The following is a 26106-nucleotide window of genomic DNA, read 5'->3' on the forward strand; positions in this document are numbered from 1 at the left end:
ATGATGAAGTGGCTGGTAAACATAGCAAATAAATTATTACTAGCCATTACATTACTAGTAATTAATTTATGGTTATTAATCAATGATTGGTCAAATCATGCATTTGCTGGTACTATGGAGTTAGATAGTAGTAATAAAAATGAAATGATCAGGTTTAATGTAAATAATCAGTTTTGGCAACAACCTCAAGGGTTTTTATGGTATAACGAGGATCATGCTTACAAGCCAGAAATATTAAAATTTTCTCAAGATAAAAAAAAGCAAGAGCCAGAACTTGAGCCTTATGATCAAAGGATAGAAGCTTTAAAGAAGGAATTTAATAGAGCACAGCACCAAGCCTTAGATGATCCTACTCTTGAAAATGTCATTATTGCTCAAAGGTTACATAAACAAATTTTAGAAAAATCACATAAATTTGCCACCATGTGGCAACTAGCAACGATATTAGATTACAAGCTAGTAAACATGGATGAACCAGTAAATTCCTTACATAAGAAATTATATGAAGTAAGGCAAGAAGAAGAAAACAGCCAAAAACTAAGATTTTTAGCTAAGAATTGGGGATTAATTATGCAAGTAAATCAAGGATGCAATTACTGTCAGGCATTTACCCCTATTGTAAGAGAATTTGCAGATAAATATGGCTTTCAATTAATTTTTGTAAGTAATAGTGAAACTAGATTTCAAGGGATGCCAACCATTAAGGATACCGGTTTGTTAAAAACACTAAATCCAGAAAATATTGTACCGGTATTATATTTAGTTGATAGCAGCGGCAAACAAATATATCTAATTGCAAAAGGCATTATTAGTGAAAATAAAATTGCTGAAAATATTTTATTGATAGTGCAGTACTATAATGTACTAAAGGTTAGTGATTATGATTGGTAACAGTAAGTTTAGAAGAGTGATCTACATAAAACATGTGATGCATATTCTCATTATAGTTTTATTGTTACAAGTAACAACTTATGCTTGGGACTTACAGGATGTATTTGAAGGGATGAGTGTTAATGTAACGAAACCTGGTGCATATCAATCTCAAGCTGCTGGCTATTATGCGGCAGGAGGATTATCAATGCGGACTAGTAAAACAGCTTTTAATCCGATCTCTATAACTCCGCCAACACTGACCATGAGCTGTAGCGGTATTGATTCTTATCTTGGTAGTTTTTCGATTATTTCAGGTGAAGAGCTGGTACAACTAATGAAAAATATAGGCTCGCAAGCAAAAGCTTATGCATTTTCATTGGGTCTTAAGACCTTTGCTCCGCAAATAGAAAATGCCTTAAAAGATTTAAGAAATCTTGCTATGGAAATGAATCAATTTGCCAAATCTGATTGTGAGATGACTAAAGCTATTTTCGCTTCCATTTTGCCTAAAGATTCAGCAGTGAGAGAATCAGTTTGCAAGGATTTACAATCCAGCTCTGGCTTTGATTATTTTGCTGCCGGTAAAAAATGTCGTAGTGATTTAGAGCAGAAACAAGCTTTAGCGAATATCCAAAATAAAGATCCAGAGCTAATGCTAGATAATTATAATATCTTTACCAAAGCAGCAGAAAAAGCAGGGATTCCTGAAAATATGAGAAATGCCATTATGTCAATGACGGGAACTATAATAGTTCGAGATAATAATGTCTATTTCTTTGCATCACTTGCTCAAGATGAAAAGAGCTGGATTACTCATTTAAAAGGCGGTGAATCTGCCTCAATTTATACTTGTGATAATATTCATTGTTTAAATCCAGTAATAAGACGCAATATTACTATTGCTCCAGATCAATCATATCAAGGCAAGGCTAAAACCAAGCTAGATGAATTAAAGAGTAAACTGGCAAGTAACAATGAGTTTAGTAATGCCGATATTACTTTCCTATCCTCAATAGGGGAAGCATTGCCAATATATGATTATATTACTTTAGAAGCAATATCTGGGGTAACTATTTTAGATAGCTCCTCAGAATTAGTGGCTAGTTACAGCTTGTTGCAGCATTTAAAGGAGGTAGTCTCTGAGGTCAGAAAAGCAGTAACTATGCTAAAATCCAAGCAAGTAGCAGATCATCATTTAACTGCCTACTTAAAAGCTTTAGATCGGGTACAACTTTTTGCTCAGGAGAAATGGAGTAATATGCTAACAAGTAGTGATCAAATTGATAGAAGAGCAAGATTAATAGAACAACATTTAATAGCTAAAGAGAGGGCTTAAAAAATTAATTATAAATTAAAATTAGATGAGTAAGAAGATAAGCAGGTACAAAAATAAGCAAAGAAGATAAAAATATAAAAAGCATATGGCAGATTACGTAATACATACATTTGGTGGAGGAGATATATTATGGCAAATTTTTAATGGTATAGGAAGAGTATTTGCATCCCACAGTGAGTATTTTACACCAGTAGGTAAATTTGCTTTGACAATTGGTGGAATTTGGGCAGCAACTCGTGCTATTTTTAGAGGTAATATTGGTATTTTTGCCATGGAGTGGTTTTTTCCATCCTTATTTATTTTTATCTTTTTATTTGCTCCAAAAGCAAATGTATGGCTTAAGGATGAAATATCAATGCAGGCTCCTGTGAAAATTGATAATATCCCAATAGGTGTTGCTTTTTTTGCCTCTATATCATCAAAAATAAGTTATTCCTTATCAGAAACGCTAGAAAAACATTTACTACCACCTGATGAAGGGTTATCAAGCAGGAAGAATGGTATTATGTTTGGGGCAAAAGCTATTGGTAAAATCAAGGATATTCAAATAGAAGATCCAGTAACTTTAACCAACGCAAAAGAATTTTTAAGACAATGTTTTATGAAACCTTATATAATTGGTAATATTTTAGGTAAAAAAGCCGAAGCACAAAGAGCCACTGATATAATTGCTTTTATCGAACAAAATATGCCTAATAATTTTGGCATTTACTATAAAGATCCAAGTAATTCTGCTATTTCTTTTAAAACCTGCAGGCAGGTAACTCCTTTAATTAAGGCAGCTATTAATAAAGAATTAAATGATGGGTTATTAACTAAATTTGCAAATATTATAGGCATTAGCTCTGATAGGCAAGAGATATTATCTAGCAGATTAAAAACTATGACCTCTGACACTCTAAAATATCTTAAAAAAGAACAAACAGATATTCATCAGTGGATGAGGCAAGCAATGTTACTTAATGCTAATCGTGAAGCTTATGATGACTTGCGGGAAAAATTCTCACTTGCTAGAATATATCCTCAGTTAGTTAGTATGAATGCTACCCGTGGATTATTTCAGCAATCATTTTCTTACCTAGTTGCAGGAGAAATGGCAGCAAATATCATGCCCATCTTACAGTCAGTATTTTTTGCCTTGGTGATTTGTCTCATTTTCGTAGTATTTCCAATGTCGATGCTGCCGGGCGGTTATACTATCTTTAAGACCTGGATAACCTTGATTATTTGGGTAACTAGCTGGCCAGTATTTTTTACCGTAATTCATTGTTTAGGGATGATTAGCCTAGCTGGTAAAAGTGCAAATCACCTTACTGGTTTAAATATCTTATCACAGGGGAGTTTTTCAGAAATGGTGCTGCATGAGTTTGCAACGTTTCAGATGCTAGCAGCTTCAGTTCCGATGTTATCCTGGGCAGTATTAAAGGCGTGTGCCCATGCAACAACAACATTAGCTAATCAATTTTCTCCGGTACCGGTTGCGAGTAGCATTGGGGCTAATATTGCTGATAATAACCTCTCTATGGATAATTACAACATCGGTAATAGAACAATTGCCCAGCAAAATCTTACCCCAACTCTGCAATTGGCAGGAGGAATTATTGATGATGGAGGAATGAGAGTGACCAGTACTGATAGTGGCAGACAAGTGCTGACTCAAGCAGTAGACTCACTGGTTAATAACTACCGCTCTTCTAAATTATTGCAGGATAGTTATCAATCTCAGTTTATGAGTTCACAAAGTTATCTTGACTCATTAAATGATAGATATAGTGATTTAACTACTACAGGAAATTCTATAGCAACTGAAATAGGCAAGAGATTAAGCTATGAAGAAGCAAAATCCATCGGTATTACTGATAGCCAGTATTTAGCTCTGCAGCAGATGAATTCAGACAGCACATCTGCTACTGATCATACCGGTAGTAGCAATAAAAAAGGCACTAGTACTAGTGCTGAAGGAAGTATAGGATTGAATACTGTGGTTGGTAATGCAATGAGTAAAGTTACATCAACTAATGAGCAAGGAAAAGAACGAGGAAAATCAGTAAATCAACAGCAATCATATAATGAAGCATTATCTAAGATTAAGAGTGCTACTAAAGATGGCAGATTAGGTTACACAAATAGTGATCTGCAGTCGCTTAGTAATAATCTTAATAGTAATTTTTCTGAGCAACAGTCTGTAGGGCAAGAAATAGCCAGAACTAAACAAAATATCGAGCAATTAAGCTATAATATGAATTACGTGTCTCAAAACTCCGCTGCTATTGATCGCAATTTAAATGAACCAGTATTGAACAGCATAATTGCAAAGAATATTCCTGGCGTAAGTAGTAAAGAGCAAGCAGCAGCGTGGGCAAGTACTCACCAACAAGAAGCTGAACAAATAGCACTCTCTATAGCTAAAATTAACAATACTATACCGCAAAACTTAAGCTCAGTAAGTAACATCAATATTCCAACTAAAGAAAACTTACGCTCAGATTTTGATAAAAATACCAAACAATTAAATGACCAGGCTAGTGATATTGGTAACAAAAAAAATGATATTTATGATAAAAGCATAGAACAAATACTAATTAACAATGTAGATAATAATGAAGTAGAAAAAGTAAAGATTCTTGAGCAGTTATCTGATAAAGTAAAAAATAAGAAGGAACAAATTGAAGATGAATTTAATAAAACCCCTGAATCAACAATTATCAGAACTGGTGAGCAAATAGCAGATAATATTGGCATTAGTGATAAGGCAATAAAGAAAAGAAATAGAAAATTATTAGATTACAAAAATAAAAATAATTAAGGATAAGTTTATGCAAAATATTAAAAAATTAGTACTCATATTTTTTATCTTGCCATTAATGCTGTTTAACATTGTTTTAGCAGAAAGCTCAACTAACTCTGTTAATAAAAAACCACAACAAATGGATCAACAAGGTCACATTCAGGATCCAAATATTTTAGCAGAAGAATATTTTAATATTGGTAGATCTTTATATAAATTAGGTAAATATCAAGAAGCTATCAAAAATTATGAGTTGGCAATCAAATATAAACCTGACTATGCAGATGCTTATAATTATAAAGGAATGGTTTTAGCTAATTTAGGTAAATATCAAGAAGCAATAAAAAATTACGATTTAGCTATTAAATACGAGTTTGATTTCACAGAGGCCTATAATAATAAAGGCAATTCTTTAAATAAGTTAGGTAGATACCAAGAAGCAATAGAAAATTTTGACCTTGCTCTGAAGTATAATCCATATTTTGCAGTAGCTTATAATAATAAAGGTAGTGTATTAAATAACTTAAGAAAATATCAAGAAGCAATTGAATATTATAATCTCGCACTTAAATATGACTTAAAATATCCAGAAGCATATTATAATAAGGGAATATCTTTGATAAATTTAGGGAAATATCATGAAGCAGTAGAAAACTGTAATCTAGCCATTAAATATAAACCTGATTATGCAAACGCTTATTATAATAAAGCTACGTCTTTAATGCATTTAGGGAAATATCATGAAGCAATTAAAAGTTTTGACTTGGCTATCAAATATAAGCTTGATGATGAAGCAACATATAATTTGAAAGGCTATACATTAAGTATGTTAGGTAAGTATGAAGAAGCTATTAAAAATTATGATTTAGCGATTAATCATAAATTAAATCATGCGGCAGCATATTGTAATAAAGGTGCATCTTTTAGAAAATTAGGCCAATATGAAGAAGCAATTAAAAACTATGATTTAGCTATTAAGTATCAATCGGATTATTCTGAAAGTTACTTAGAAAAAGGCATTGTTTTAGTTAATTTAGGTAAACACAAAGAAGCTACAAAGAACTTTAACTTGGCTCTTAAATATAGGCCTAATCTTATAGAGGAATATGAAAAAATAATTAAAGGTTTAAGAAAACTAGGTAATAGTAGTATGGCCGATTATTTGGAAGAAAAATTACAAATACTCAAAAATAATTTATAAACTTGAAGTTATGTAATATGGATCTCATGAGTGTAAACCTAAAACACAAATAATTTATTTATGAGCTACCAAAATCAAAATAATTTTACTCGTGGTTCACAAATTTTTGCTCATCAGATGAGAATGCTTGGGCAAGGCAGTATTAATGCTTTAATAGTTGGATTGGTATTTACTGTATCTTGGCTAATGTGGCGTATATATCAGAAATTATCCTTGATAAGTCTATATTATTTTATCATAGAGCGATACGTACAATTAAAACTTGCTATAGGAGAACATTTTTATCCTATAGATCAAATAGGTATTAAATTCTATTATTTAGAGCAAAAAGCTTGGGTTTACCGTAATGCTGAAGAATTTGTGCATAAATTCTGGCATATTACACCACATTCGCATAATATCAATCAATTTGGGCAATTTTTATTGCATTCAGCTTGGCAAGAAGGTATCATTACTTTTACTGTTGGAATATTTACTGCTATCATCTTTTTTATGTATCGAGGTAAAAAAGCTGTTATTCAAGATAAGATCAGAGGAGCAGATTTTGTCGAAGCAGGTATTTTAGCAAAAATGCTTTATAAAAACAAACAAGCTGCTAATATTTGCTTTTCTGGGTTGCCATTAGTTAAAGATAGTGAGAGAAGACATATTCTTATTACCGGTACTACAGGTAGCGGTAAAACTAATATGTTAAATGAGCTATTACCTCAGATTAGAAAAGAGCGAGGTAGAGCAATTATTGTTGATTTAACAGGTAGCTTTACTGATAGATTTTGTGATCCCAAATGTGATAAGATACTTAATCCTTTGCAAGAGAATAGTTCAGCATGGTTACCATGGAATGATTGTCATGAAATTTGGGATTTTAATGATATGGCAAGTAACTTTAGTAATTATAATCCAAAATTAGATGATTTTTTTGCTAAAAGTGCTGAGTTGGTACTGGCTGAAGGATTAAGATTATATCAGGATAGTAAAGACATCAAAAAGCTAATAAATACTATTCTTTATGCAAATAATAAAGAATTTGTTAGGATCTTTAAAAATAGTGCAGTAGCCGGTATCATTAGCAGTAGTGCACCTGAGACATCTTCAGGTATTCAAGCAACTGTTAGTAAAAATATTGAAGCTCTGCAACATTTAAAGCCTGATGGTAGTTTTAGTATTAGAAAGTGGTTTACTGCGGACAAAGGTTGGTTATTTATAACTAGTACTCCTAATCAGAGAGTAATGCTTCGACCACTTATTGCTGCATGGATTAGCATAGCGATAAAAGCATTAATGAATAGGAACATCAATAATACTCATAGTAATATGTGGTTTGTGATTGATGAGCTACCAGCTTTACAAAAGATATCTTCACTCCCTATAGCTTTAGCTGAAAGCCGGAAATATGGTGGCTGCGTTGTTGCAGGCATGCAGAATATTCATCAATTAGAGGAAATATATGGTCATGCAGGAGCAGCTTCAATGCTTGATCTATTTGGTAGCAAATTTATTTTTCGAGTAAGTGACTGGCAAACAGCACATAAATCAGCTTTAATGCTTGGTGAGCAAGAAATTATTGAAACTCAAGAAAGTCTCTCATACGGAGCTAACTCTATGCGGGATGGAGTTAATATGAATCATTTAGAGAAAAGAAAATTATTAGTAATGCCTTCTGAAATTATGAATCTAGAAGATCTTACCTGTTATGTAAAATTTGCGGGTAATTTCCCTATTACTAAATTACAAATGAATTTACAAACTTGATTTAAATCTAAAAATATCAAACCATTTTAATGGCATTTTTAAAAGATTTCAATTGTTTGATGGAGGGGAATACCTTATAAAGAAAAATCCTATTATAATGCCCCTGTAAATCGCTAATTTAATATTATGAATTTTAGAGGTAAGCCGTGTATAAAAAAACTTTTTCATTATTTCAGAATTTTTATAGAGTAAATTTTACAAGAAATATATTTACTCCAAAGAACTAATAAAAGCTTCATCAAGACCGGTTACACTAGAGATTAAAGTAATATTACAACCTTGGGATAATAGTTTTTTTGCTATTTCAACTCTTTCCTCAGCTTTTCCTTCAGCTTTTCCTTCAGCTTTTCCTTCAGCTTTTCCAATTTGGATACCTTTAGCTTCACCAACTTGTAAGCCTTCAAGAATACCTATTTCTTTCCCTTCTTGTTGCCAATGCTCTGCTAAACTTCTCATAAGCCTTGTCCCTGTTTCTGGATTTAACTTTGTTGATAATAAATTCTCTAGTTTTATTTTATCAGCTTGCTCTATCTTCGTCAATGTATAATATAATATCATTTCTAGATAATCATAGCCTATCGTTATTTTAGTTAATTCTGGTAATATATCCGATATTTCTTGCCATCTTTTTAATAATTCTCTCTCATGTATATGTTTGAGAAAAAATTCTAATATCCCTGACCATATTCTTTGTTTAAACTCTTCGTCAGGAATTTCATGGACATTCACTAACTGGTAATCATTAATCCATAATTCTTTTGCTAATTTGTTATTAGCAAATAAATCCCATAAATTCCTTGCAACATTGTATTTCTCCTGACCATTGAAAAATATCATCGGGTATATTAATGGTAAAGTCTTAGCTTTAGGATTTTGTATTAAATATCGCTCACAAATATTAATCATATATTTAAATAGCCTAAAAGCCATAAAATGATCTGCTTTTGATTGATGTTCGACAAGCAAAAATAAATATCCATCTTGTTTATCAAATTTGCATGAGAATAAAACATCAGAGATAGAATCTTTTAAAGAGCTTTCTACAAAAGTGGTATTTTCCATTGCTAAACTAGGAAAATCTATTAAACTTTTAATATTTGGGGGTAAATGTGCATTAAAGAACTCATTAGCAACTAGAGGATTCTCGAGTGCCTTACGAAATATCTTATCATGCTTAGCTTTCTTCTTATCCTTATCTGGATCACCCAGCAGGTTTCCTTGTTCACTCATATATTTATATTTTTTAACTTGATAAAATATTATTACACTACACTCTAAACTCTTATTCCTTGATTTAACTTGATCTCAGATACTTGCTTTACTGCACTTCTTATTTCTTTAGCTATTTCGGAAGCTTGGACTTATATATTGCATTACTTGTTTATCTCTTCCTATGGCATTTAAGTAATCTTCTGCTATTTCATGACTTTTGCCTTGAAAATCATGTACTACTATATCACAAAATTTTTTATCACCAAGATTATAATTAGGATCAAATTTATTCTTCATAATTTGTAAATCTTTCTGTATCTTCTGCTCTATTGCTGCTATGCAAATCTTGTTACTATAGAAAATACAAGAATCTATGCCTTTTTCTCTGTAGATTTGTAAGGCAGTATTGATATTTTCTGCTGTGCCAAACTTTGCTAGAGCTGTTATTTGCTGTTGCTGCAAATTATTTAGTTCGTTATTATCGTTATTTGCCAATTTTGACAATAATAATTCTATAGACTGAAATTGTGATTTGCTATCATCACTTGCTTTTAAGGATGACTGTTGAGTTATTTTACTAGCTACTGTTAATTTTGCTATTTCAGGCTCTATAAGCTTGTTTATAGATTCTGCTCCTTGGGATTTTAACATATCGTAAAATCGCCTTTTTCTGGTGGTCGTATTATTGATACCACAGCTCCTTTGCTAATTAATTCTTCCTGAGCTTTCATTACAGTATTAACTGATACTGCGTCTTTGCCATCATTATCAGCAGCAATTATTATTCTTTCTCCTTTGATAGGCTCATAGTTCCTGATGTTACTTACACCTAAACTACAAAGCATTTTGCCCTTAATACCAGCTTCTGCAATGCTTAAAGTTGTCTCGAGCCCTTCTGCTATAATCGTTACATTACTTGCTGAATTGTTGCCATCTTTACTGCTTTGTACGTTCTGCTGTTCATTATTTTTACTAATCTCAACAAAAGAACCTCTGATTCTGCCAAAAGAACGTTTATTAACCTCAATATCAGCTTTATTATTTGTGTCTTTGTTTAAATAAATTGATTGTCCACCGGTAATATTACCATCTTTATAGTCCCTTTGGTGGTTAAAACCTCCATCTTCCAGATGGAAAAGCTTTAGCTTGCCATGTGCGCCATGATGCGTTAGCATCATAAGCACCATGACTCAATACAGCAACAAATCACACACAGTTTACTATCATCGCTATCATATAGTGTGGATTACAAAATATCGATACAAGGTGTTAACCTATGATATCAAAAAGCGAGTGAGAGAAATTATTGCATTAGTTGCAGAAGAGCTCAATATTAAAATAGAAAATGGAGTAATATCAAGCGAACATATACATATATTTGCCAATATACCACCTCATATTAAAGTAAGTGAATTTGTGCAAAAAGCTAAAGGAAGATCGTCAAAAAAGATACAAGAAGAATTTCCAATATTAAGAAAAAAGTATTGGGGTAGACATTTATGGGCAAGAGGATACTTTAGTTCGACTAGTGGCAATGTGACTGATGACATGATTAATGAATATATTAATAGACATACTGATGCTCATGAACCAGCAATGACTACTAATATAAGACTGGAATAAGCTTTAGCTTGATTCTCGACTTCTAGTCGCTATAGACAAACTTTCATCTCTCAGATGAAAGTGATTGATTTCTAGCAAAAGCAATTAATGCAGGATAATATTGTTTGCTATTACTGTCCCACATCATATTGGTTCTAAGATCATTATTTAGTTGATATCCTGTTAATATTTTTTTAATTCCACGATGTTCTAATAAATATTTTTTTGCTATATTATTTGGCGTCATATAGATTATAGAATCTGATTTTTCATATAAGCTTATAGCTCTCTTTATCTTAGATATTTCAGCATATTTCGCTTGTTGATCTTGATTCTTAACTTTTTGGTCAAATTGCTCTTTTATCTTATCTTCTAATAACTTGCTATTGTTTGATATACCAACCATATCTTGTAAATATTTCTTAGCTTCTATAAAATCACAATTTTTTTCTCTTTGTACTAAGGTAAATAAATCTCCTCCCTCTCCTTTACTAAAATCATACCATCTGCCAGCTTTACTGCCACCTATCCTCATCACTATTTTGCCATCTTTCTCCCAGCGTAACACTTGACTATTTGATAAATGCTTGTTTGGACTGCCTAGCAAATTTCTACCTATTTCTTCCGCTTTAAATGATAATCGTTGCTTTAATTCTACTGCTTTTTGTTTATTAATAGAATTATAATCTATTTTATTCTTTGCCATAATATCCTCTTGTAATTTAACACTTATTGTTGTATCTTGTTTATTACAATTCGTAAGGTTATAAGAAGAGCTTTTTCGCTCTTCTTGGGCTTTATGGCTTGTGGCAAAATTTGTGCTAGTGCTGCTTAGGATTTCTGCTACTTTAGCAGATGATCTTGATCTCACTCTTAAGTGGTAATAGTTATCATTACTGTGTAATCTATCCTTAATATCTTCTACTACCCCTTTAAACCAATTACCTACTTTATCTATAATATTAGGACTCTTATTTTTTTGATCTTGAATCGCTACCAATCCTTCTAAAGTTTTAAAATTAATGCTAGATAGCCTATTATCTATTTTACTAAGTTGCGATATTAAACTGGCCATATTTCTGGTAGCCTTCCTATTATAGTAAAGTTTTACCTCTTCTATATGTCTAGTCATGGCTACATAAGAATTTCTGCTATTTCCTGCTAGATTATGTAATACATAGACATCTTTAATTGAGGCTCCTTGTGCTTTATACACTGTAGAAGCATAACCATGTTTAAAGCTTACATCTTGAGGATTAAATTCTATTTCTTTCCCGCTATCTGTTTTAGCTATCAATCTATCGTTACTTACTGAAGTTATCGTTGCAAATTCCCCATTTTCTATTTGTAAATCTTTATTAGTACTTTTAAACAAAATACGATCTCCTGCCATATAATCTTCGTGCTTTTTAGATGATAGATAGTGTCTATATTCTTTACCGGTAAGCAAGCCTTTAGCTTTTAATAACTCCCTGATCCCTTGATTAATACTATCTACTTCAGCATTACGCATGGTAATTATTAAACGCTCATTTAGAGCAAATTTGCTGTTACTCCAATCATTAATTAATCTTGCCATTGATTCTTCTAGTGTATGATCAATCTTTAAACATTTATGCTGTGCAAGTAAACGCAGACCACCGGCAATATCTGATTTTGCAAAGCATGAAGCCATTTCTCTTGCCCATACTTTATTTTGTCTTCTAATGCTACTTAACTCATATGAGCCAAATTTACTAGCCAATACTGCAAACATTCCTCCTCGCTCAACGGAAGTGAGTTGTCTCTCATCTCCAGCCAGTATCAGATTACAATTGTTACTCCTTGCTACTTTTAGTAATTCTAAATAATCACTATTACCTACCATTCCTGCTTCATCTACTACTAGCGTAGTATTTCTTGGTAGATTAGCTTTACCATTATACAATTTAAATAAAAACCCTTTGACTGTATGACACTTCTGGTAACCTTTACTTTTAAGCTCCGATGCTGCTTTATGAGTAGGAGCGAGTCCTATGACATTTTGCCCATAGTTAGTGGCAATTTTATAGCCTTCAGCAAGTACTTGTGACTTACCGGTACCGGCCCTACCTTGAAGGATTCTAATACCTTGACTATTAATTAATATATGATGCAGGCTTGCTCTTTGTGCTTCATTAACACTTGCAAGATTATCGATATCACTCTTAAGCTTAATAACGTTATTAAAATGAATCTGACTATTGATCTTATCTGCTATTCTAACTATCCTTAATTCTTCATCCCTTATGTCTTGAGTAGTATAGTATTTAGTATCCGTGCCATCTTCATTATATAGTTTGATTAATCTATCTGAATTTAATATTTCCCTTATTAGTTTTTGCTTTTCTGCTTCTTCTTTAATCTCTTTTACTGCTTTTTCTATATCCAATTTAGTAAAAATAGATTGATGACGAATAATACGATCAAGTACCCCATCCACTCCTTTGATAATTTCAAGATGGGCAAGCCTGCATATGTTATTTTGCTCTGCTATTTCATTGATAATACTTCTCATTCTAGTAGGGCCAACATGCTGCTGTGGCATAAAACTTATTGGATCTACTCGGATTTCTAAACCTAATTTAGCAAAATATTTATTGATTACTTCTTTAGCTCTCTCATGAATTATTTCCCCTTCTGGGATAATGAACGCTTTGCCCTGAACTTTGGCAAATTTAGGATTTAAATCTACTGCCTTAGCTCCTAATGTTTTTCCGTCTTTTGCAAATCTTCTGGTAGTAACAAGCACGTGGGCATGCCAATTCTTTTCGTACGTCTGTGGCTTATGAATATCAACCTGAACTCCAAGCCCATTCTTTACCCATCCCATCTCTTCAATGATTTCATGAGTAATTGCTATTCTATCATCTAAATCCAATTCTTTATCATCAGGCAGTGCTATAACTATATCTTTTAATAATTGACTATTTTTTCTTTTCTCACTCCTTTCCACTTCGTTCATCAAGATACTTGGATTTTTGAATTTCTGATCTACGTGGCTAGGTAATAATACTGCATGATAAACATTATCGCCTTTTTTGCTAAAATTATAAGTAATGTTAGTTCTCTCATCTTTAATAATCAGCCTGGCATTATAGGCAGCTTTAAGGCAAGCATTTTTACCTTCACTCCTACTTACTATTTCTATTCTTGCAAACTGTATCGCCATGGTTTATTAATTCTAACAATGTTCAATCCATCATTGACATTACCATGCAATCTTAAAATCATCCACAGAAATCCAGAAACATATAATGGACTGAAAAAATTGGACAAAAAAAGAGTCGGAATATCTTGGTAATAAGTTAGAATGCAAAAAATAACTTAAGAGGTAAAAATGACAAGAAAACAGGTTCGGAATTTCAGTGCTGAGGAGAAGACTAAGATAGTATTAGAATTATTAAAAGAAGAAGTAACAATATCGCGATTATCGTCTAAATATGAGGTTAGCAGCAATAGCATATCTCATTGGAAGAAGCAATTTTTATCAAATGCAGCGATAGCATTTGAGCCAGCCAAGGTAGTTAGTGAATATCAAGAGCAAATTAATAGACTTAAGGAGCAGAATGACGAACTAGCGAAGGCTTTGGGCAAAACTACAATCGAGAGGGATTGGGCAGTGGGAAAGCTAAGAAGCTTGGATTTATTAAATAGAAAGAGTCTTGTACAGTCCAAGCTAGAACAATTACCAAAGACAAGACAATGTGAATTATTAGGAGTTAACCGTGCTTCAACATATTATAAAGAACAAGCACTTAGCAGCTATAATTTAAATATATTAAATAGAATAGATGAGATATATACAGATAATCCAGAATTTGGATATCGTTATATGTACCAGCAATTATTAGAAGATGGATATAAGATAGGTCGAGATCGAGTACTAAAATATATGAGATTAATTGGTATTGAAGCGATATACCCTCATAAAAATAAGCTGGCTACTATAAAAGATAGTGAGCATAAAATATACAGCTATTTGCTTGATAAATACTGGGTCAAAACAGATAAGACTAAGAAAATAATTGTGCCTACTGCCAATGAGGTTTGGAGCGGAGATATTACATATATTCGCACTAAAGGCGGCTTTATGTATCTAGCAGCTATTATAGATTGGCATAGCAAAGCCATATTAAGCTATAAACTGTCGAATAGTATGGATGGTCTATTAGTTACTGATGTATTGAAGGAAGCATTAAGTAAGTATCAAGCTCCACAGATCTTTAATAGTGATCAGGGTAGTCAATATACCAGCAATGATCATATACGGATTCTCAAAGAGCATAATATTCAGATATCAATGAATGGTAAGGGCAAAAGTATTGACAATATTGTTATTGAGCGTTTCTTTAGGACACTGAAATATAATTGTATATTTATTAATGATTATCAAAATATAGGAGAGCTTAAAGAGGGTATCAATGATTATATCAGTAAATATAATTATCACAGATTTCATTCAAGTATTGGGTATCAAAAACCCATGAATGTATATCTCGATAGTATACTGTCAACAGCGGTCGAAAAATGATACAGATTTTAAATATGTGCCGGCTGAAAATTGATACAGTATCATAAAAAAAAATCTGATATTTAAGTCATAAAATTATCCTCCTGTTTATTAATAATTTCTATTGGCACAAGACCAGCTTTCTTTTTATCCTTAAGCCTGAAACTATCACCTTTGATATTGAGTATAGTGGAGTGGTGAAGCAGACGATCTAAGATAGCAGCTGTAAGAGCACTATCCTGAGCAAGACTATTATGCCATTGCCCAAATGGCAGATTACTTGTAAGAATTATGCTACCCTTCTCATAACGCTTTGCTATAACTTGAAATAACAGATTAGCTTGTTCCTGTTTTAACGGCAGATACCCAAATTCGTCTATTATAAGTAATTTATATGGTAGTATGACTCTTTTGAATATGGAGTCCAGGTTTCCCTGATTTAGCCCAGCATTAAGTACAAGCATCAAATCTGCAGCTGTTGTAAATTTAGTCTTGATTCCACATTGTGTAGCTGCATAACCAAGGGCAATAGCTATATGGGTTTTCCCTACTCCAGAAGGACCAAGCAGAATAATATTTTCCTGTCTTTCTACAAAAGACAGAGACCTTAGACCTTCTAGAATCTTGCGTTTTATTCCTGTAGCAAAATCATAATCAAAATTATCCAGCGTTTTAATAGCAGGAAAGCCTGCCATTCTGGTGAGTATTGATTTACTTCTATTCTGTCGTGCCAACAGCTCTGTTTTTAATATTGACTCAAGGAAATCCGTATAACTTGAGTCTTCTTTACTAGAGGATTGTGCAATATCAAAATAATCTTCAGCTATCTGAATAAGGTTTAAAGAGCGGCATAGCTCTTCTATACGTTGGTGCTGCAGGTTCATAATGCCTCCAGTATACTTTGGTATATGCAGAGGGAATGTTGTAAGGAAACTGTAGAAAATCGTTTCCTTTTATCTTCCATAATCTCTAGTACTGCAGGATGACTACCGCTATAATCCAATGGTAGTGGCTGAAGATTGCTCCTTTCAAACTTTAATCTTTCTGCAGGTATTTCGCCTGTTGTGCCATGCACACGCCGATTCGCAGTATCACGCAACCATTTTAGCACCTCCGAATTTGCAGTATCCACATCCAACACTAACTCTGCAGTTTTTAATTTTGTCGCTAATGGGTTATAAAAGCTTTCTCTTATATATCTGTTAAATCGCTCAACCTTGCCCTTAGTTTTTGCTCGATAAGGTCTACACACTTTTAATCGAAAACTATAATGTTTTGCAAAATCCAGCATACCTTTATTAAAACGGTGTATGCCAAGACCATATGTATCTCTATCCAGTATTACTGTCTTCATATTGTCATAAAGTACTTCTTCCGGTACTCCACCAAAATAATCAAATGCCCGCTTATGGCATTCTATTAATGTTACCAGCTTCTCATTGCTAACAAATTCTACATAGCTTGCTCTACTAAATCCTAATGTAGCCACAAAAGCTGATAGAGGATTTTTCCCCTTACGAAATTCTATCCAGTCAACTTGCATCTGTTTGCCAGAAGCAGTCTCAAATCTTATCATATCCTCCTGTTTAGCTGCCGGCTTTATACTTCTTAGATAATCTCTGAGTTGGGTCATCCCGCCTGTGTAACCCAACTCCTTTATCTCCTGAAACAGTACAGTACCAGGTAGAGGTACAGGGTGGGCTGATTTTATTCTGTCACTCAAGTAGTCTTTATATGGGGCAAGCTTTGTTACTAACTTCGGCCTATCCTTATATTTAGGGCTACCATCATATTTTAAATATTTACGTACTGTATTTACTGATACACCTACTTCTCCGGCTATTGTTCTTAGACTTTTACCATGTTTATTCAATATTTTTATTTCCATTATTTGCTCCAGTATTATCATTATTCATTACCTCCTTATCCAGAGGATTCTACTTTAATACTGTATCAATTTTTATCCGTTGCTCTGTATCATTTTACTTCCGTTGCTAACAGTATACAACATTATACACAAATGGCAGCTTAATTTTAAACAAAATTACCAAGCATTTTCCTCAAAATTTTGTCTTGATTTTTTAGTCCATTATAACACATGAACCAGAAAGCAAAAATAAACCGTAAGGTTTATATATTGCGTTAGCCTTTGTTTCCTTGAACTAAGGCTAAACCTCTTCCTCCGCTGTTTCGTATTGATCTTGAACAACAGTGATAATCTTCCTTTGCTTTTTTTTTGTTAGTTTTTGCTGGTTCGGTTAGGTTTGGGCATTATTTTAATATTTTTATGATTATGTTGGACTCTAAAATTTCACATTTGTATCAATGAATTAACTGGTTCAGAGAAAAATTTTACAGATTTTTTATCAATGACATCGGTAAATATAAATCATTTGACTTCTGAAATTTTTTGAGCATTCATGACATGTAAGAATATGTTTATTACAATAATTGTAGAATTATGTTAACATCTATGGGAAATGTCATAAAACAAAGATTAAAATTAGAACAAAAAAAAGCCAAAATTATAACTGCAGAAGCAAAGCTGAAAATTCAAGAACGAAAAGCTCGTACTCGCCACTTGATCCAAATTGGTGGCTTAGTTGCTAAAGCTAAACTAGATGATTTATCTACTAATAGCTTACTCGGAGCTTTGGTTTCTTTGAAAGAGGAATTAATACAAAATCCTAATATCCAAGATCAGTGGACTCAAATCGGTAAAAATATTTTTGATAATCTTAAGAATTAAGATATTGTATCAAATATAATATATAAAATCTTTGATATTTTAAAAGGGGTAGATAAATTGCATAGAATCTGATATCCTAATATTAGGGTATTTAATATGGTTAAGTGATGACAGAATATATTAGACATGATGAAGGAACGGCTCTGGATTTTTAACTGTGTAAATTCAAAAATAGGCACTAAATTCGGCCCTCAAATTTTATCAGAAAATGGGCCATGGCTTCGCCCCATGTATGGACCTCCCTAATAATGCAAGAAAAAAATAACATTTTAATAGCAAAGAGAGAACGTTCATAGAACCATACGCGTCAAGTTAAGGATAAACAGAGAGTGATTTCAGCATATTGAGGCTAGAAATTCTTGTTTTTCTATATTTGTCTTTCAGGCAAAATTTTGACCAGTCCCAAACTAATTTGGCAAAAAATTGTTTTAAATGATCAACCGTTTTATTTAAAATCATAAGCAGTTCTCTACTCCTTTTCTTCAGTTCAATTAATGCTTTTGTTAAACTAATTTCCCTGTCAGGTTCTAATTCTATACAACTCATTATCCCGTGAAAAATAACTACTACACACAATTTGGCATATAACTCACATAATATTCTTGCAGAGTTGCTTCTACCTTTAATAATTTCAATTCTAACATGACTTTTATATAGCTTAAATAACAACTCAATTTGCCACCTAGCTCGATAAATTGACCATACATGTTCAGCAGCAACCTTACTGCTTGGAATATTGGTAATAACTATTGTCCAACTCAGTAATCTTTGGTTCTTTTGGGAAGAGGTATATCCATGACTTTGAGCTAAAATATTAGCTTTTCTTCGCCTTGCCGCAGATTGTTCCTATGTTAATTTATGACAGATAATTCTTACCGGGAGCTTTATCTCTTTACCTAAAAGTACCTCTTTTTCTAAAAAAATCTGCTGCTCTAATAATGTTAGTAAATTTAGTTTCTCACCGGTATGAATATCATAGATGTTAGTGTCAGATTTATAGCGACTAATAAAATACGCTCCTGTTTCACTAATTTTCTGAAAACTATGGGGTACAAAATATCCCAAGTCTGCTACTAGTAAATCGTTACTTTTTATATCTTCCAAGTGGTTTCTATACCCCTGATCTGACCTAATAGCTTCAGTTAAATCCAATCTATCTAATGTTTGATTTAGGTAATTAAATACTACCTGTAGCTTAACCGCAGATTTTGCCTTATTACTTCGTCCTTTATAACTAGATCCACATCCCTTGTAAATACTTTCCATACTGTTAGGTAAACTAACTTGGCTGCTATCAAGCAGTTTTACGCTATTAAACTGTTGAAGAATTTTACAATCAAGTCGCAGATTGCTTTTAAATATGCTTAAGCATTCTTCATACATTATTTTCATAAAAGCTACTGCACTTTCAGTAAACCTTAAATCTAAACCTTGCTTGCTAATATCTATAGAATCTTCCTGGAGTAACTGACACATTCTTTCTATACTGCAATGCTCATCTACCATATTTCCTAAAACCAATATTTTGATAAACGAAGATCCTGTAATTTTCCTCTTTCTTTTGATGAAACCCGTTATTTTTGATAAATCATTTGCTTTTTGGATAAAAAATTCTTTGCATATTCTTGATAGTTTCTCTACTTTATTCATAGTATAAGTCCCTTAATTTAGTTTGCTTACTTATTGGAACTTATACTTTAATCTTTCTCTGTTTTATATCATAATCAAAATTATTGCTACCTTCTTATCCTTACTTTTATCTCCCTACCATCTTTAACTTGACGCGTATGGTTCTATGAACGTTCTCCTTCCACACATCTAATGTTCTCCTACTAATTCTATGCTATGCTCTGTTTCAGTATTTATTTCTGTATTACTATGCTCAAGTATTGGTTTACTTTGTTTAGGACAAGAACATGCTAAAGTATTCTCGTCGCAATTATTAAATATCTTGTCAATCATTTTTTTTGTTCGCAACACTTTCTAATATTCTCTAAAATTATTTCAGTTTTGTCTCTTGAGTTTTTTTCTCCTATTAAGCCTAATACGTTAGACTTTTTTGGTTCTAAAGAGAAAATTATTTTTGCTTTTTTTTTTAAAGATTGTATTACTATGTAATACATATATTTGTAAATCCTTAATTATATAGTCGAAATTTTTTATAATGTCTTCTCCCATTGGTGGTCCCATAAAAATCTTTAAGTTTAAGAATTGATCCTTATATTTTTTGAAAAGACTGTCTTGTAAAAGACAATACTTAATAACATCAAGTAACCTATCATTTGACTCATAATAGGTTTGCATTTTATCTAAAGTTTTTTTATTAATTTGTTCAGGGAAAAAAAATTCCCAATTATTATTGAAGTTAAGACCTCGCGTTAACATATTGCTTATGTTGTACCAAAATTGTAACAATGGTATTTCTGTATCATTCTCTTTAACTGTCATATCTAATAGCTTTGTAATAGATTGATTACCTAATTCAGGTATTAATGGCAACATCGTATACATGAAATCCAACTGAACTAAATTATCCTTTCTATTATTAAACCAAAATTGTAACAATGGTATTTCTGTATCATTCTCTTTAACTGTTATATCTAATAGAAGTTGAATATATTTTATATCTAATTTGTGTAATTTTAATATAATAGTATCTATAATACTAAACATATTATTACACTTGATGATACAATATTGTAATAGTGAAACTTTATCATTTGTATCTAAAGCTTGTTTTATATACTGTATATTTTCGTGCTTTGAAATTTCGTTTAACAACCATAATTGTATATTTATTTCTGTTGAATTTGCTTTTGACCTTGTAAGTATACGATCTTGTTCTTTGTTTATATATTCTCGAAATTTATTTATTTTATTAAGACAAGGATCTAATATTTGTTCTGTAAGTATATTGCTTTTTTTAAGAGATTGGCACTTAGTTAGTGTGTCTATAAAATTCTCATCATTATTAATATACCATTTATATATTAAATCATCATTTATCTTAATCTTAGATACACTTTCTATTAGTGCCATATTATTACTTTGGATAATAAATCTTATTATCTTTATTTTCTTATATTGTAACTGCTCCATATGAAAATATGATTCAAATGTACGATATTGATCAGTTTTTATTCCATTTATAATCTGCTCAAAATTTTTAAGGTTAGTTACTTTTTGTAGTTTTTCTATACTAATATAATATGCACTATCTATTTTCTTCTTGTCGTTTTTATATAAATCATAAATGTTATGAGACTTGTTGTTATCATAATTGACTCTGATCTTACTTACTTCTTTACAGATGTTGTCCTCCAAAAATTTTTGTCGTAGTTCTTTGATATATTTTGTAACAATGATAACATCAACATTGTTATTTAATTCTGAATCAAACATCATTGTCTTGCGTTTTATATTGATGAATTTATTTAATAAATAATTTTCAACTGTTAAAGCAAATTGCCTATTTAATATAGAAATTATTGTTAATTCTTGCTTTTTAAAAACGACTATCATTGCTGTACTAATAATAAAATTAGTGCCCCTTCCTATCAGGACATACGAGATTACTTGGTTTTGTAGTTTCCAATCATTAAAAATATGATTTAATTGTGAACCCAACTTTTTATCAGTATCTATAGTTACATGGGTAATATGAAATACCTCTTCTTCTAATAAAAGATATTTTAAGTTTATATTATCATAATAACTGTATTGTATCTCATTAAGATTGTCATTCTGATTATCTTCTGCCTTAGCAATATAATCAATATTTTTTGGTTCTTCAGCTACGTTAGAAGAAATTTGAGTATTAGGAGAAAATAGTTCTGGATCAGAAGAAGGGGTAGTATCAGTAAATTTAGTAATAATACTCAATGATTTTGGCATTAAGAATATTTTCAATTCATGTTGTAATTTTTCTGAAGAATAATTATATTTATCTACAATTATTCTAAACTTTTGTTCAAAATTCTTTTTATCAAGAATAGTGTTACGTAACTGTTCATATTCATTTGTAAAAATACCTTCATTATTGTATATATTACCATTACTTGATGATCTTTCTATAATAAATAATAATATAGAAAATAGCTCCCTAGCATCACTTAATATAATAGCAATGCCTTCCGTTGAATCCTTAGGAAGATCTATACACTGCAGAAACTCCTTCAATAGATTTTGGATGTTATTTTCAATCTCTGTTAAGTTATCATCATCATTCAATATATTTTCTGGTTCTTTTTTTGATTCAGAAAAAATTTTCTTAATAAACTTTTTGATTTTACTACCTTCTTTACCATATTCTGAAGGTAATCTTTTTTCTTTAAATACCGACATTATCCTTGTATTCCAACGATATACAATATAAGGCACAATTTTTTCCTGAAAAAATACCTGGATTGAGTCTTTACATATTCTATTAGAGTTACATTTTTCCCATTCCGATTTGTGATCATTATATTGTTTTAATAATCTATACCAATATTTATCAAATACATTATTGTCATATCGATCTTGATTAATATATTTTTGATCTATATCACTTATAGCATTAGGTATGGACGTATCTACTAACAAGTAGCTCAAAGAATAAGAAAAAAAAGATAAAGGAACAGTGTGATTATTATTGTATTGTGAATGTCTTTTAATAACTATATCAGTTATTTTATAGTCATCTAAAGTATTTTTACTACCATCATGTGCTACTTCAACTGAGATATTAAATCTATCTCTTCTATACGTTTCTATTATATTAATATCTTTTTCTTGATCTTGCTGTGTTGAATTTTGTATATATGACCGTGTCTGAACTTGAGAACGCTTATCACTGTTGCTATCTAAATCATCAGGAGACGGATCATAATCGCTTTCTAATTCACTATCTATATTGCTTATTATGTCTTCTGAAGATTGAATATAATCTTCAGAAATAATTTGATCTAAATGATTTTCTTGATCAGTACTTAATTCATCATGCAGTGATATATTATCATTTATACTAAACATATAGTGGTTAGCGTCACAATATTCTTTAGTTATACTATTGATATAATGTAATACAATTTTATCATCACTTCTTATATCTTTTTCTGTTGAATATAGTTCTGGAGAATTATTATCATTTCTATATACCACAATGTTAATGTCTAAGATCGAAGACATGGCCTTAATTTCAGCACTACCACCCCATATTTTTCCATCTTGAATTTGTGTTGCATATTCTTGTATTTTTTGTGTATTTTTTGCTTTTTCAGGACTCAAAAGTACCTTAACAGCATCATTATGATCATATTCTTTGGTGACACACTTAACCCAGCACTTGATTAATTTGCTAATTTTAGCATTCTGCTTTAAGGAACTATAATCTAAGGTGCGGGCGTTTCTTATTAATTGTTCTTTTAATTTAATATTATCACTGTTATTTTCGCCAAACAATTTTTTAAATTTATTTATAAATTCATTCTCATTTTTAATTGAAGGTATTAAATAAGCTAAAGCAACAGCCCAAAATAAACAATGACCATCATCAGGTACATTAAACTTTGTGCTAGGTTGTAGTTTACATTCTTGCTGTGTTAAATTATCAGAAGATAATTTATAATCATTCTGTATACTACTTATAGTATGGGATTTATCTATGTTAGAAGTTGTATTACTATTACCATTAATAGTAACAGAATTTATATCTTGCTTTAAATTATTTTCTATTTTTTCTGATGATTCCGTAAGATAAGTAGTTTTATTAACTGCTAATTCCTCTTTAAATTTTAATATTCTTCTTTTAGATTTTTCTGCGACAATTGCTTGATCATTGAATAATTCTACTTCTTTTTGACCATTATTTTCTGCATAATGTAATGATGCATAATTATCATATATCTTATCACTACTATCACTCATACCTCCTATGTCATTACTCTTATCCCTCTTTATAAACTCTACTACTTGATCACATAATAATTTATTCTTGATTTCTTTTTTGTAAGATCTAAATATGCAATATGACTCATAGTCTGATCTACCAATATCAAGCACTTCACTACTTTCATAACCTGAAGTTAATTCATAAAAGTAACTATTTTCATCTATATTATTATAATGTTTTTTAGCCTCTTTTCTAAAACTATGCCCTATATTAATTTGAGCCATACTATAATAATATGCTCCTTTTCTTTCTTCTCTTACCTTGTTATAATGTTCTCTAGCCTCAGAATATTTACCTTCATGACAACAGATATTACCTATGCATATTTGAGATTGCGAATAATAAGGACTATATTTATTAATTTGTTCTAACCATTTTTTGGCTTGTGCATATTCCTTATTTTTTATTAAGATATTTCCAACAAATACTTTATTAGTATCATCGCAATCTATTTGTTTTATTTTATTATAATGGGTTTCAGATCTGTCATTTTGACCTTCTTTTAACCATGTATATGCAATTCCTATTTGAGCTTTATTATACATATTATAATAATAATCTTCTTCTAGCATATCCGATACTATATCATAATAATATCTAGCTGCTTTATAATTAGCTTTTTTAAGATAGGAGTTTCCTATATTGAGACGACTTTGACAGTAACGTTTTAAATCTAACATGGATTGTGATATGCCGCATAATTCTGATACTTGCTTATAATATTCTATAGCTGCATCATATTTACCTTCTTGAAAAAAACTATTGCCTATAAGGATTCTAGCTTTATCAATAAGATCAGAATTTGTGATTTTACTGTAACACTCTCGTGCTTTAGAATACTTACCTATACGTGCATACATTTTACCAATGCTGAGCTCGATGTCTTCTGAATTAAAGTCAGTATAATATTTTCCTAATACCGAGTATAATTCAAAAGCACTATCTAAAAAACCTAGCTTTAAATAATGCTTAATTAATGTAATATAATCTTTAGAGTAGTAAGGTCTAGAAGTAGTACCAAGACTACTAAGATTACTAACTTTAGCATTGATAGCTAGTTTTGAATAATATTTAAATATACTATGATTGTGTATATCAAACACATCACATTCATTTGTGGGTTCTGGAAACAACAGTGGGACTATATTACTTGCTTTAGATTCATTATCATTACCTAACTGACTCTTTATTTCACTATTACTACTTTCTAAATCCACTTCAATAACACTTGATACAGCATCATCGCTATTATCATTAATATGTTCTAATACATAACTATTATTTAGTAGGCTAAACATAAAATGATTAGCAGATTTAGTATCATAATTTTTAGTCTCTGCATTAACAAAATGTAATATTAATTTATCACCGTATGTATTTTTATTCACTATTGGATAAACTTGGGGAGTTTGAGCATGAGAATATGTGTGAATATTACATGCTAACATTAAAGCCATTGCTTCTTGTTCAAGACAAGTACCCCATGTTGTTGTCTTTCTCATCTGCTGTATGTGAGATTCAAGCTCTTTATAATTGAGTTCGTCATTACTACTTTTATTAAATAATGGATCTTGAAAGTTGAACCTTTTCTTATTGTCCGATATGTAATCACATACCATTTTACGAAAATCTTGAGTTACTAAGGATGACATTAAGTTTTTAAAAATGTCATTGTTTGGTATATTATGATCATATTTTTGTATGCACTTTTGTATTGTACTCAATTGATTTTGATGTCCAAATAATTTTCTAAATCTTGTTTTAAATACATTGTGGTCATCTTTAACAGGAGTTAAATAAGCTAAAGCAACAGCCCAAAATAAACAACTGTCATCACCTGGTACATCAATTTTTCTATACTTATTAGGTAATAATTGACCATTATTATTCAATGAAACGGATACGATTTCACAATCATCGCTACTAGTATCACTATTATTGTTAACATTTAATATATTCTTATCTTCAAAAACATCATTATAATTTTCTGATTGATTACTGTTATTAACTGGAGTATGAGTTTTGTTATCTATATCCTTGCGGGGTTTTTTGGATAATTCTTCATTTCCAGTAAAATTTCCTTTTCTCTTACGAGTTTTATTTGTGAAACTTTTTTCCGTTTGCATAATA

The 26106-nt window shown here is 31.2% G+C and carries 14 protein-coding genes and 2 pseudogenes; 8 read left to right on the forward strand and 8 right to left on the reverse strand.

The window, feature by feature from the left end; translation table 11 throughout:
• The 5 genes from AAGD54_RS06205 to AAGD54_RS06225 all read left to right on the forward strand — a co-directional run bounded on the left by AAGD54_RS06205 (nt 1) and on the right by AAGD54_RS06225 (nt 7950).
• Entirely contained in the window at nt 1-891 is an 891-nt protein-coding gene (locus tag AAGD54_RS06205; RefSeq protein ID WP_341794391.1) for a conjugal transfer protein TraF, read from the forward strand.
• On the forward strand, nt 881-2209 hold the full coding sequence (locus tag AAGD54_RS06210) for a conjugal transfer protein TraH (RefSeq protein ID WP_341794392.1): 1329 nt from the start codon (nt 881-883) through the stop codon (nt 2207-2209). The genes AAGD54_RS06205 and AAGD54_RS06210 overlap by 11 nt, the downstream gene beginning before the upstream one ends.
• Before the next feature lie 85 nt (nt 2210-2294).
• Nucleotides 2295-5015, forward strand: a complete 2721-nt coding sequence (locus AAGD54_RS06215) for a conjugal transfer protein TraG N-terminal domain-containing protein (RefSeq protein WP_341794393.1) — start codon at nt 2295-2297, stop codon at nt 5013-5015.
• Between the two features lie 10 nt (nt 5016-5025).
• On the forward strand, nt 5026-6198 hold the full coding sequence (locus AAGD54_RS06220; RefSeq protein WP_341794394.1) for a tetratricopeptide repeat protein: 1173 nt from the start codon (nt 5026-5028) through the stop codon (nt 6196-6198).
• 60 nt (nt 6199-6258) lie between these two features.
• Nucleotides 6259-7950, forward strand: coding sequence for a type IV secretion system DNA-binding domain-containing protein (locus tag AAGD54_RS06225; protein WP_341794395.1), 1692 nt, complete (start codon nt 6259-6261; stop codon nt 7948-7950).
• A 210-nt stretch (nt 7951-8160) separates the two neighbouring features.
• Here the strand turns inward: AAGD54_RS06225 and AAGD54_RS06230 are convergent, their stop codons facing one another.
• On the reverse strand, nt 8161-9180 hold the full coding sequence (locus AAGD54_RS06230) for an Rpn family recombination-promoting nuclease/putative transposase (RefSeq protein ID WP_341794396.1): 1020 nt from the start codon (nt 9178-9180) through the stop codon (nt 8161-8163).
• A 44-nt stretch (nt 9181-9224) separates the two neighbouring features.
• Nucleotides 9225-10256 (reverse strand): annotated as a pseudogene (locus AAGD54_RS06235) (toprim domain-containing protein); the annotation flags it as partial.
• Nucleotides 10257-10347: 91 nt separating this feature from the next.
• On the opposite strand from AAGD54_RS06235, the gene tnpA reads away from it, so the two are divergent.
• Complete coding sequence (gene tnpA / locus AAGD54_RS06240; protein WP_341794397.1) at nt 10348-10785, forward strand: IS200/IS605 family transposase; 438 nt, start codon at nt 10348-10350, stop codon at nt 10783-10785.
• A gap of 43 nt (nt 10786-10828) precedes the next feature.
• Here the strand turns inward: tnpA and AAGD54_RS06245 are convergent, their stop codons facing one another.
• A complete protein-coding gene (locus tag AAGD54_RS06245) occupies nt 10829-13954 on the reverse strand; it encodes an AAA family ATPase (protein WP_341794398.1) in 3126 nt (1041 codons plus the stop codon).
• A 168-nt stretch (nt 13955-14122) separates the two neighbouring features.
• Between AAGD54_RS06245 and AAGD54_RS06250 the strand changes: the two genes are divergently transcribed.
• A complete protein-coding gene (locus AAGD54_RS06250) occupies nt 14123-15316 on the forward strand; it encodes an IS3 family transposase (protein WP_341794399.1) in 1194 nt (397 codons plus the stop codon).
• 62 nt (nt 15317-15378) lie between these two features.
• On the opposite strand, the gene istB is transcribed toward AAGD54_RS06250, so the two are convergent.
• Together istB and istA are read right to left on the reverse strand one after the other, a co-directional pair.
• Complete coding sequence (istB, locus tag AAGD54_RS06255) at nt 15379-16179, reverse strand: IS21-like element helper ATPase IstB (RefSeq protein WP_341794400.1); 801 nt, start codon at nt 16177-16179, stop codon at nt 15379-15381.
• The gene (istA, locus tag AAGD54_RS06260; protein WP_410526048.1) at nt 16176-17204 is read right to left on the reverse strand and encodes an IS21 family transposase; all 1029 of its coding nucleotides are present in this window, start codon (nt 17202-17204) and stop codon (nt 16176-16178) included. Before istA ends, istB begins: the two co-directional genes overlap by 4 nt.
• Nucleotides 17205-17768: 564 nt before the next feature.
• On the opposite strand from istA, the gene AAGD54_RS06265 reads away from it, so the two are divergent.
• Nucleotides 17769-18044, forward strand: coding sequence for a conjugal transfer protein TraD (locus AAGD54_RS06265; RefSeq protein ID WP_341795197.1), 276 nt, complete (start codon nt 17769-17771; stop codon nt 18042-18044).
• A 312-nt stretch (nt 18045-18356) separates the two neighbouring features.
• Here AAGD54_RS06265 and AAGD54_RS06270 read toward each other — a convergent pair.
• The 3 genes and pseudogenes from AAGD54_RS06270 to AAGD54_RS06280 all read right to left on the reverse strand — a co-directional run bounded on the left by AAGD54_RS06270 (nt 18357) and on the right by AAGD54_RS06280 (nt 26102).
• Nucleotides 18357-19694 (reverse strand): annotated as a pseudogene (locus AAGD54_RS06270) (IS4 family transposase).
• 168 nt (nt 19695-19862) lie between these two features.
• Nucleotides 19863-20024: a hypothetical protein gene (locus AAGD54_RS06275; protein WP_341794402.1), complete on the reverse strand. Its 162-nt coding sequence runs from the start codon at nt 20022-20024 to the stop codon at nt 19863-19865.
• 69 nt (nt 20025-20093) lie between these two features.
• Nucleotides 20094-26102, reverse strand: a complete 6009-nt coding sequence (locus AAGD54_RS06280; protein ID WP_341794403.1) for a hypothetical protein — start codon at nt 26100-26102, stop codon at nt 20094-20096.
• Nucleotides 26103-26106: the final 4 nt, after the last annotated feature.

Source organism: Rickettsia endosymbiont of Rhinocyllus conicus (genome assembly GCF_964026465.1).
In the GTDB taxonomy this organism is placed as follows: Bacteria; Pseudomonadota; Alphaproteobacteria; order Rickettsiales; family Rickettsiaceae; genus Rickettsia.

Coding starts and splice junctions, on each gene's coding strand:
- AAGD54_RS06280 (WP_341794403.1), bottom strand. CDS start 26,102: ATGCAAACGGAAAAAAGTTTCACAAATAAAACTCGTAAGAGAAAAGGA.
- AAGD54_RS06215 (WP_341794393.1), top strand. CDS start 2,295: ATGGCAGATTACGTAATACATACATTTGGTGGAGGAGATATATTATGG.
- AAGD54_RS06245 (WP_341794398.1), bottom strand. CDS start 13,954: ATGGCGATACAGTTTGCAAGAATAGAAATAGTAAGTAGGAGTGAAGGT.
- AAGD54_RS06210 (WP_341794392.1), top strand. CDS start 881: ATGATTGGTAACAGTAAGTTTAGAAGAGTGATCTACATAAAACATGTG.
- istB (WP_341794400.1), bottom strand. CDS start 16,179: ATGAACCTGCAGCACCAACGTATAGAAGAGCTATGCCGCTCTTTAAAC.
- AAGD54_RS06250 (WP_341794399.1), top strand. CDS start 14,123: ATGACAAGAAAACAGGTTCGGAATTTCAGTGCTGAGGAGAAGACTAAG.
- istA (WP_410526048.1), bottom strand. CDS start 17,204: ATGATAATACTGGAGCAAATAATGGAAATAAAAATATTGAATAAACAT.
- tnpA (WP_341794397.1), top strand. CDS start 10,348: ATGACTCAATACAGCAACAAATCACACACAGTTTACTATCATCGCTAT.
- AAGD54_RS06225 (WP_341794395.1), top strand. CDS start 6,259: ATGAGCTACCAAAATCAAAATAATTTTACTCGTGGTTCACAAATTTTT.
- AAGD54_RS06265 (WP_341795197.1), top strand. CDS start 17,769: ATGGGAAATGTCATAAAACAAAGATTAAAATTAGAACAAAAAAAAGCC.
- AAGD54_RS06220 (WP_341794394.1), top strand. CDS start 5,026: ATGCAAAATATTAAAAAATTAGTACTCATATTTTTTATCTTGCCATTA.
- AAGD54_RS06230 (WP_341794396.1), bottom strand. CDS start 9,180: ATGAGTGAACAAGGAAACCTGCTGGGTGATCCAGATAAGGATAAGAAG.
- AAGD54_RS06205 (WP_341794391.1), top strand. CDS start 1: ATGATGAAGTGGCTGGTAAACATAGCAAATAAATTATTACTAGCCATT.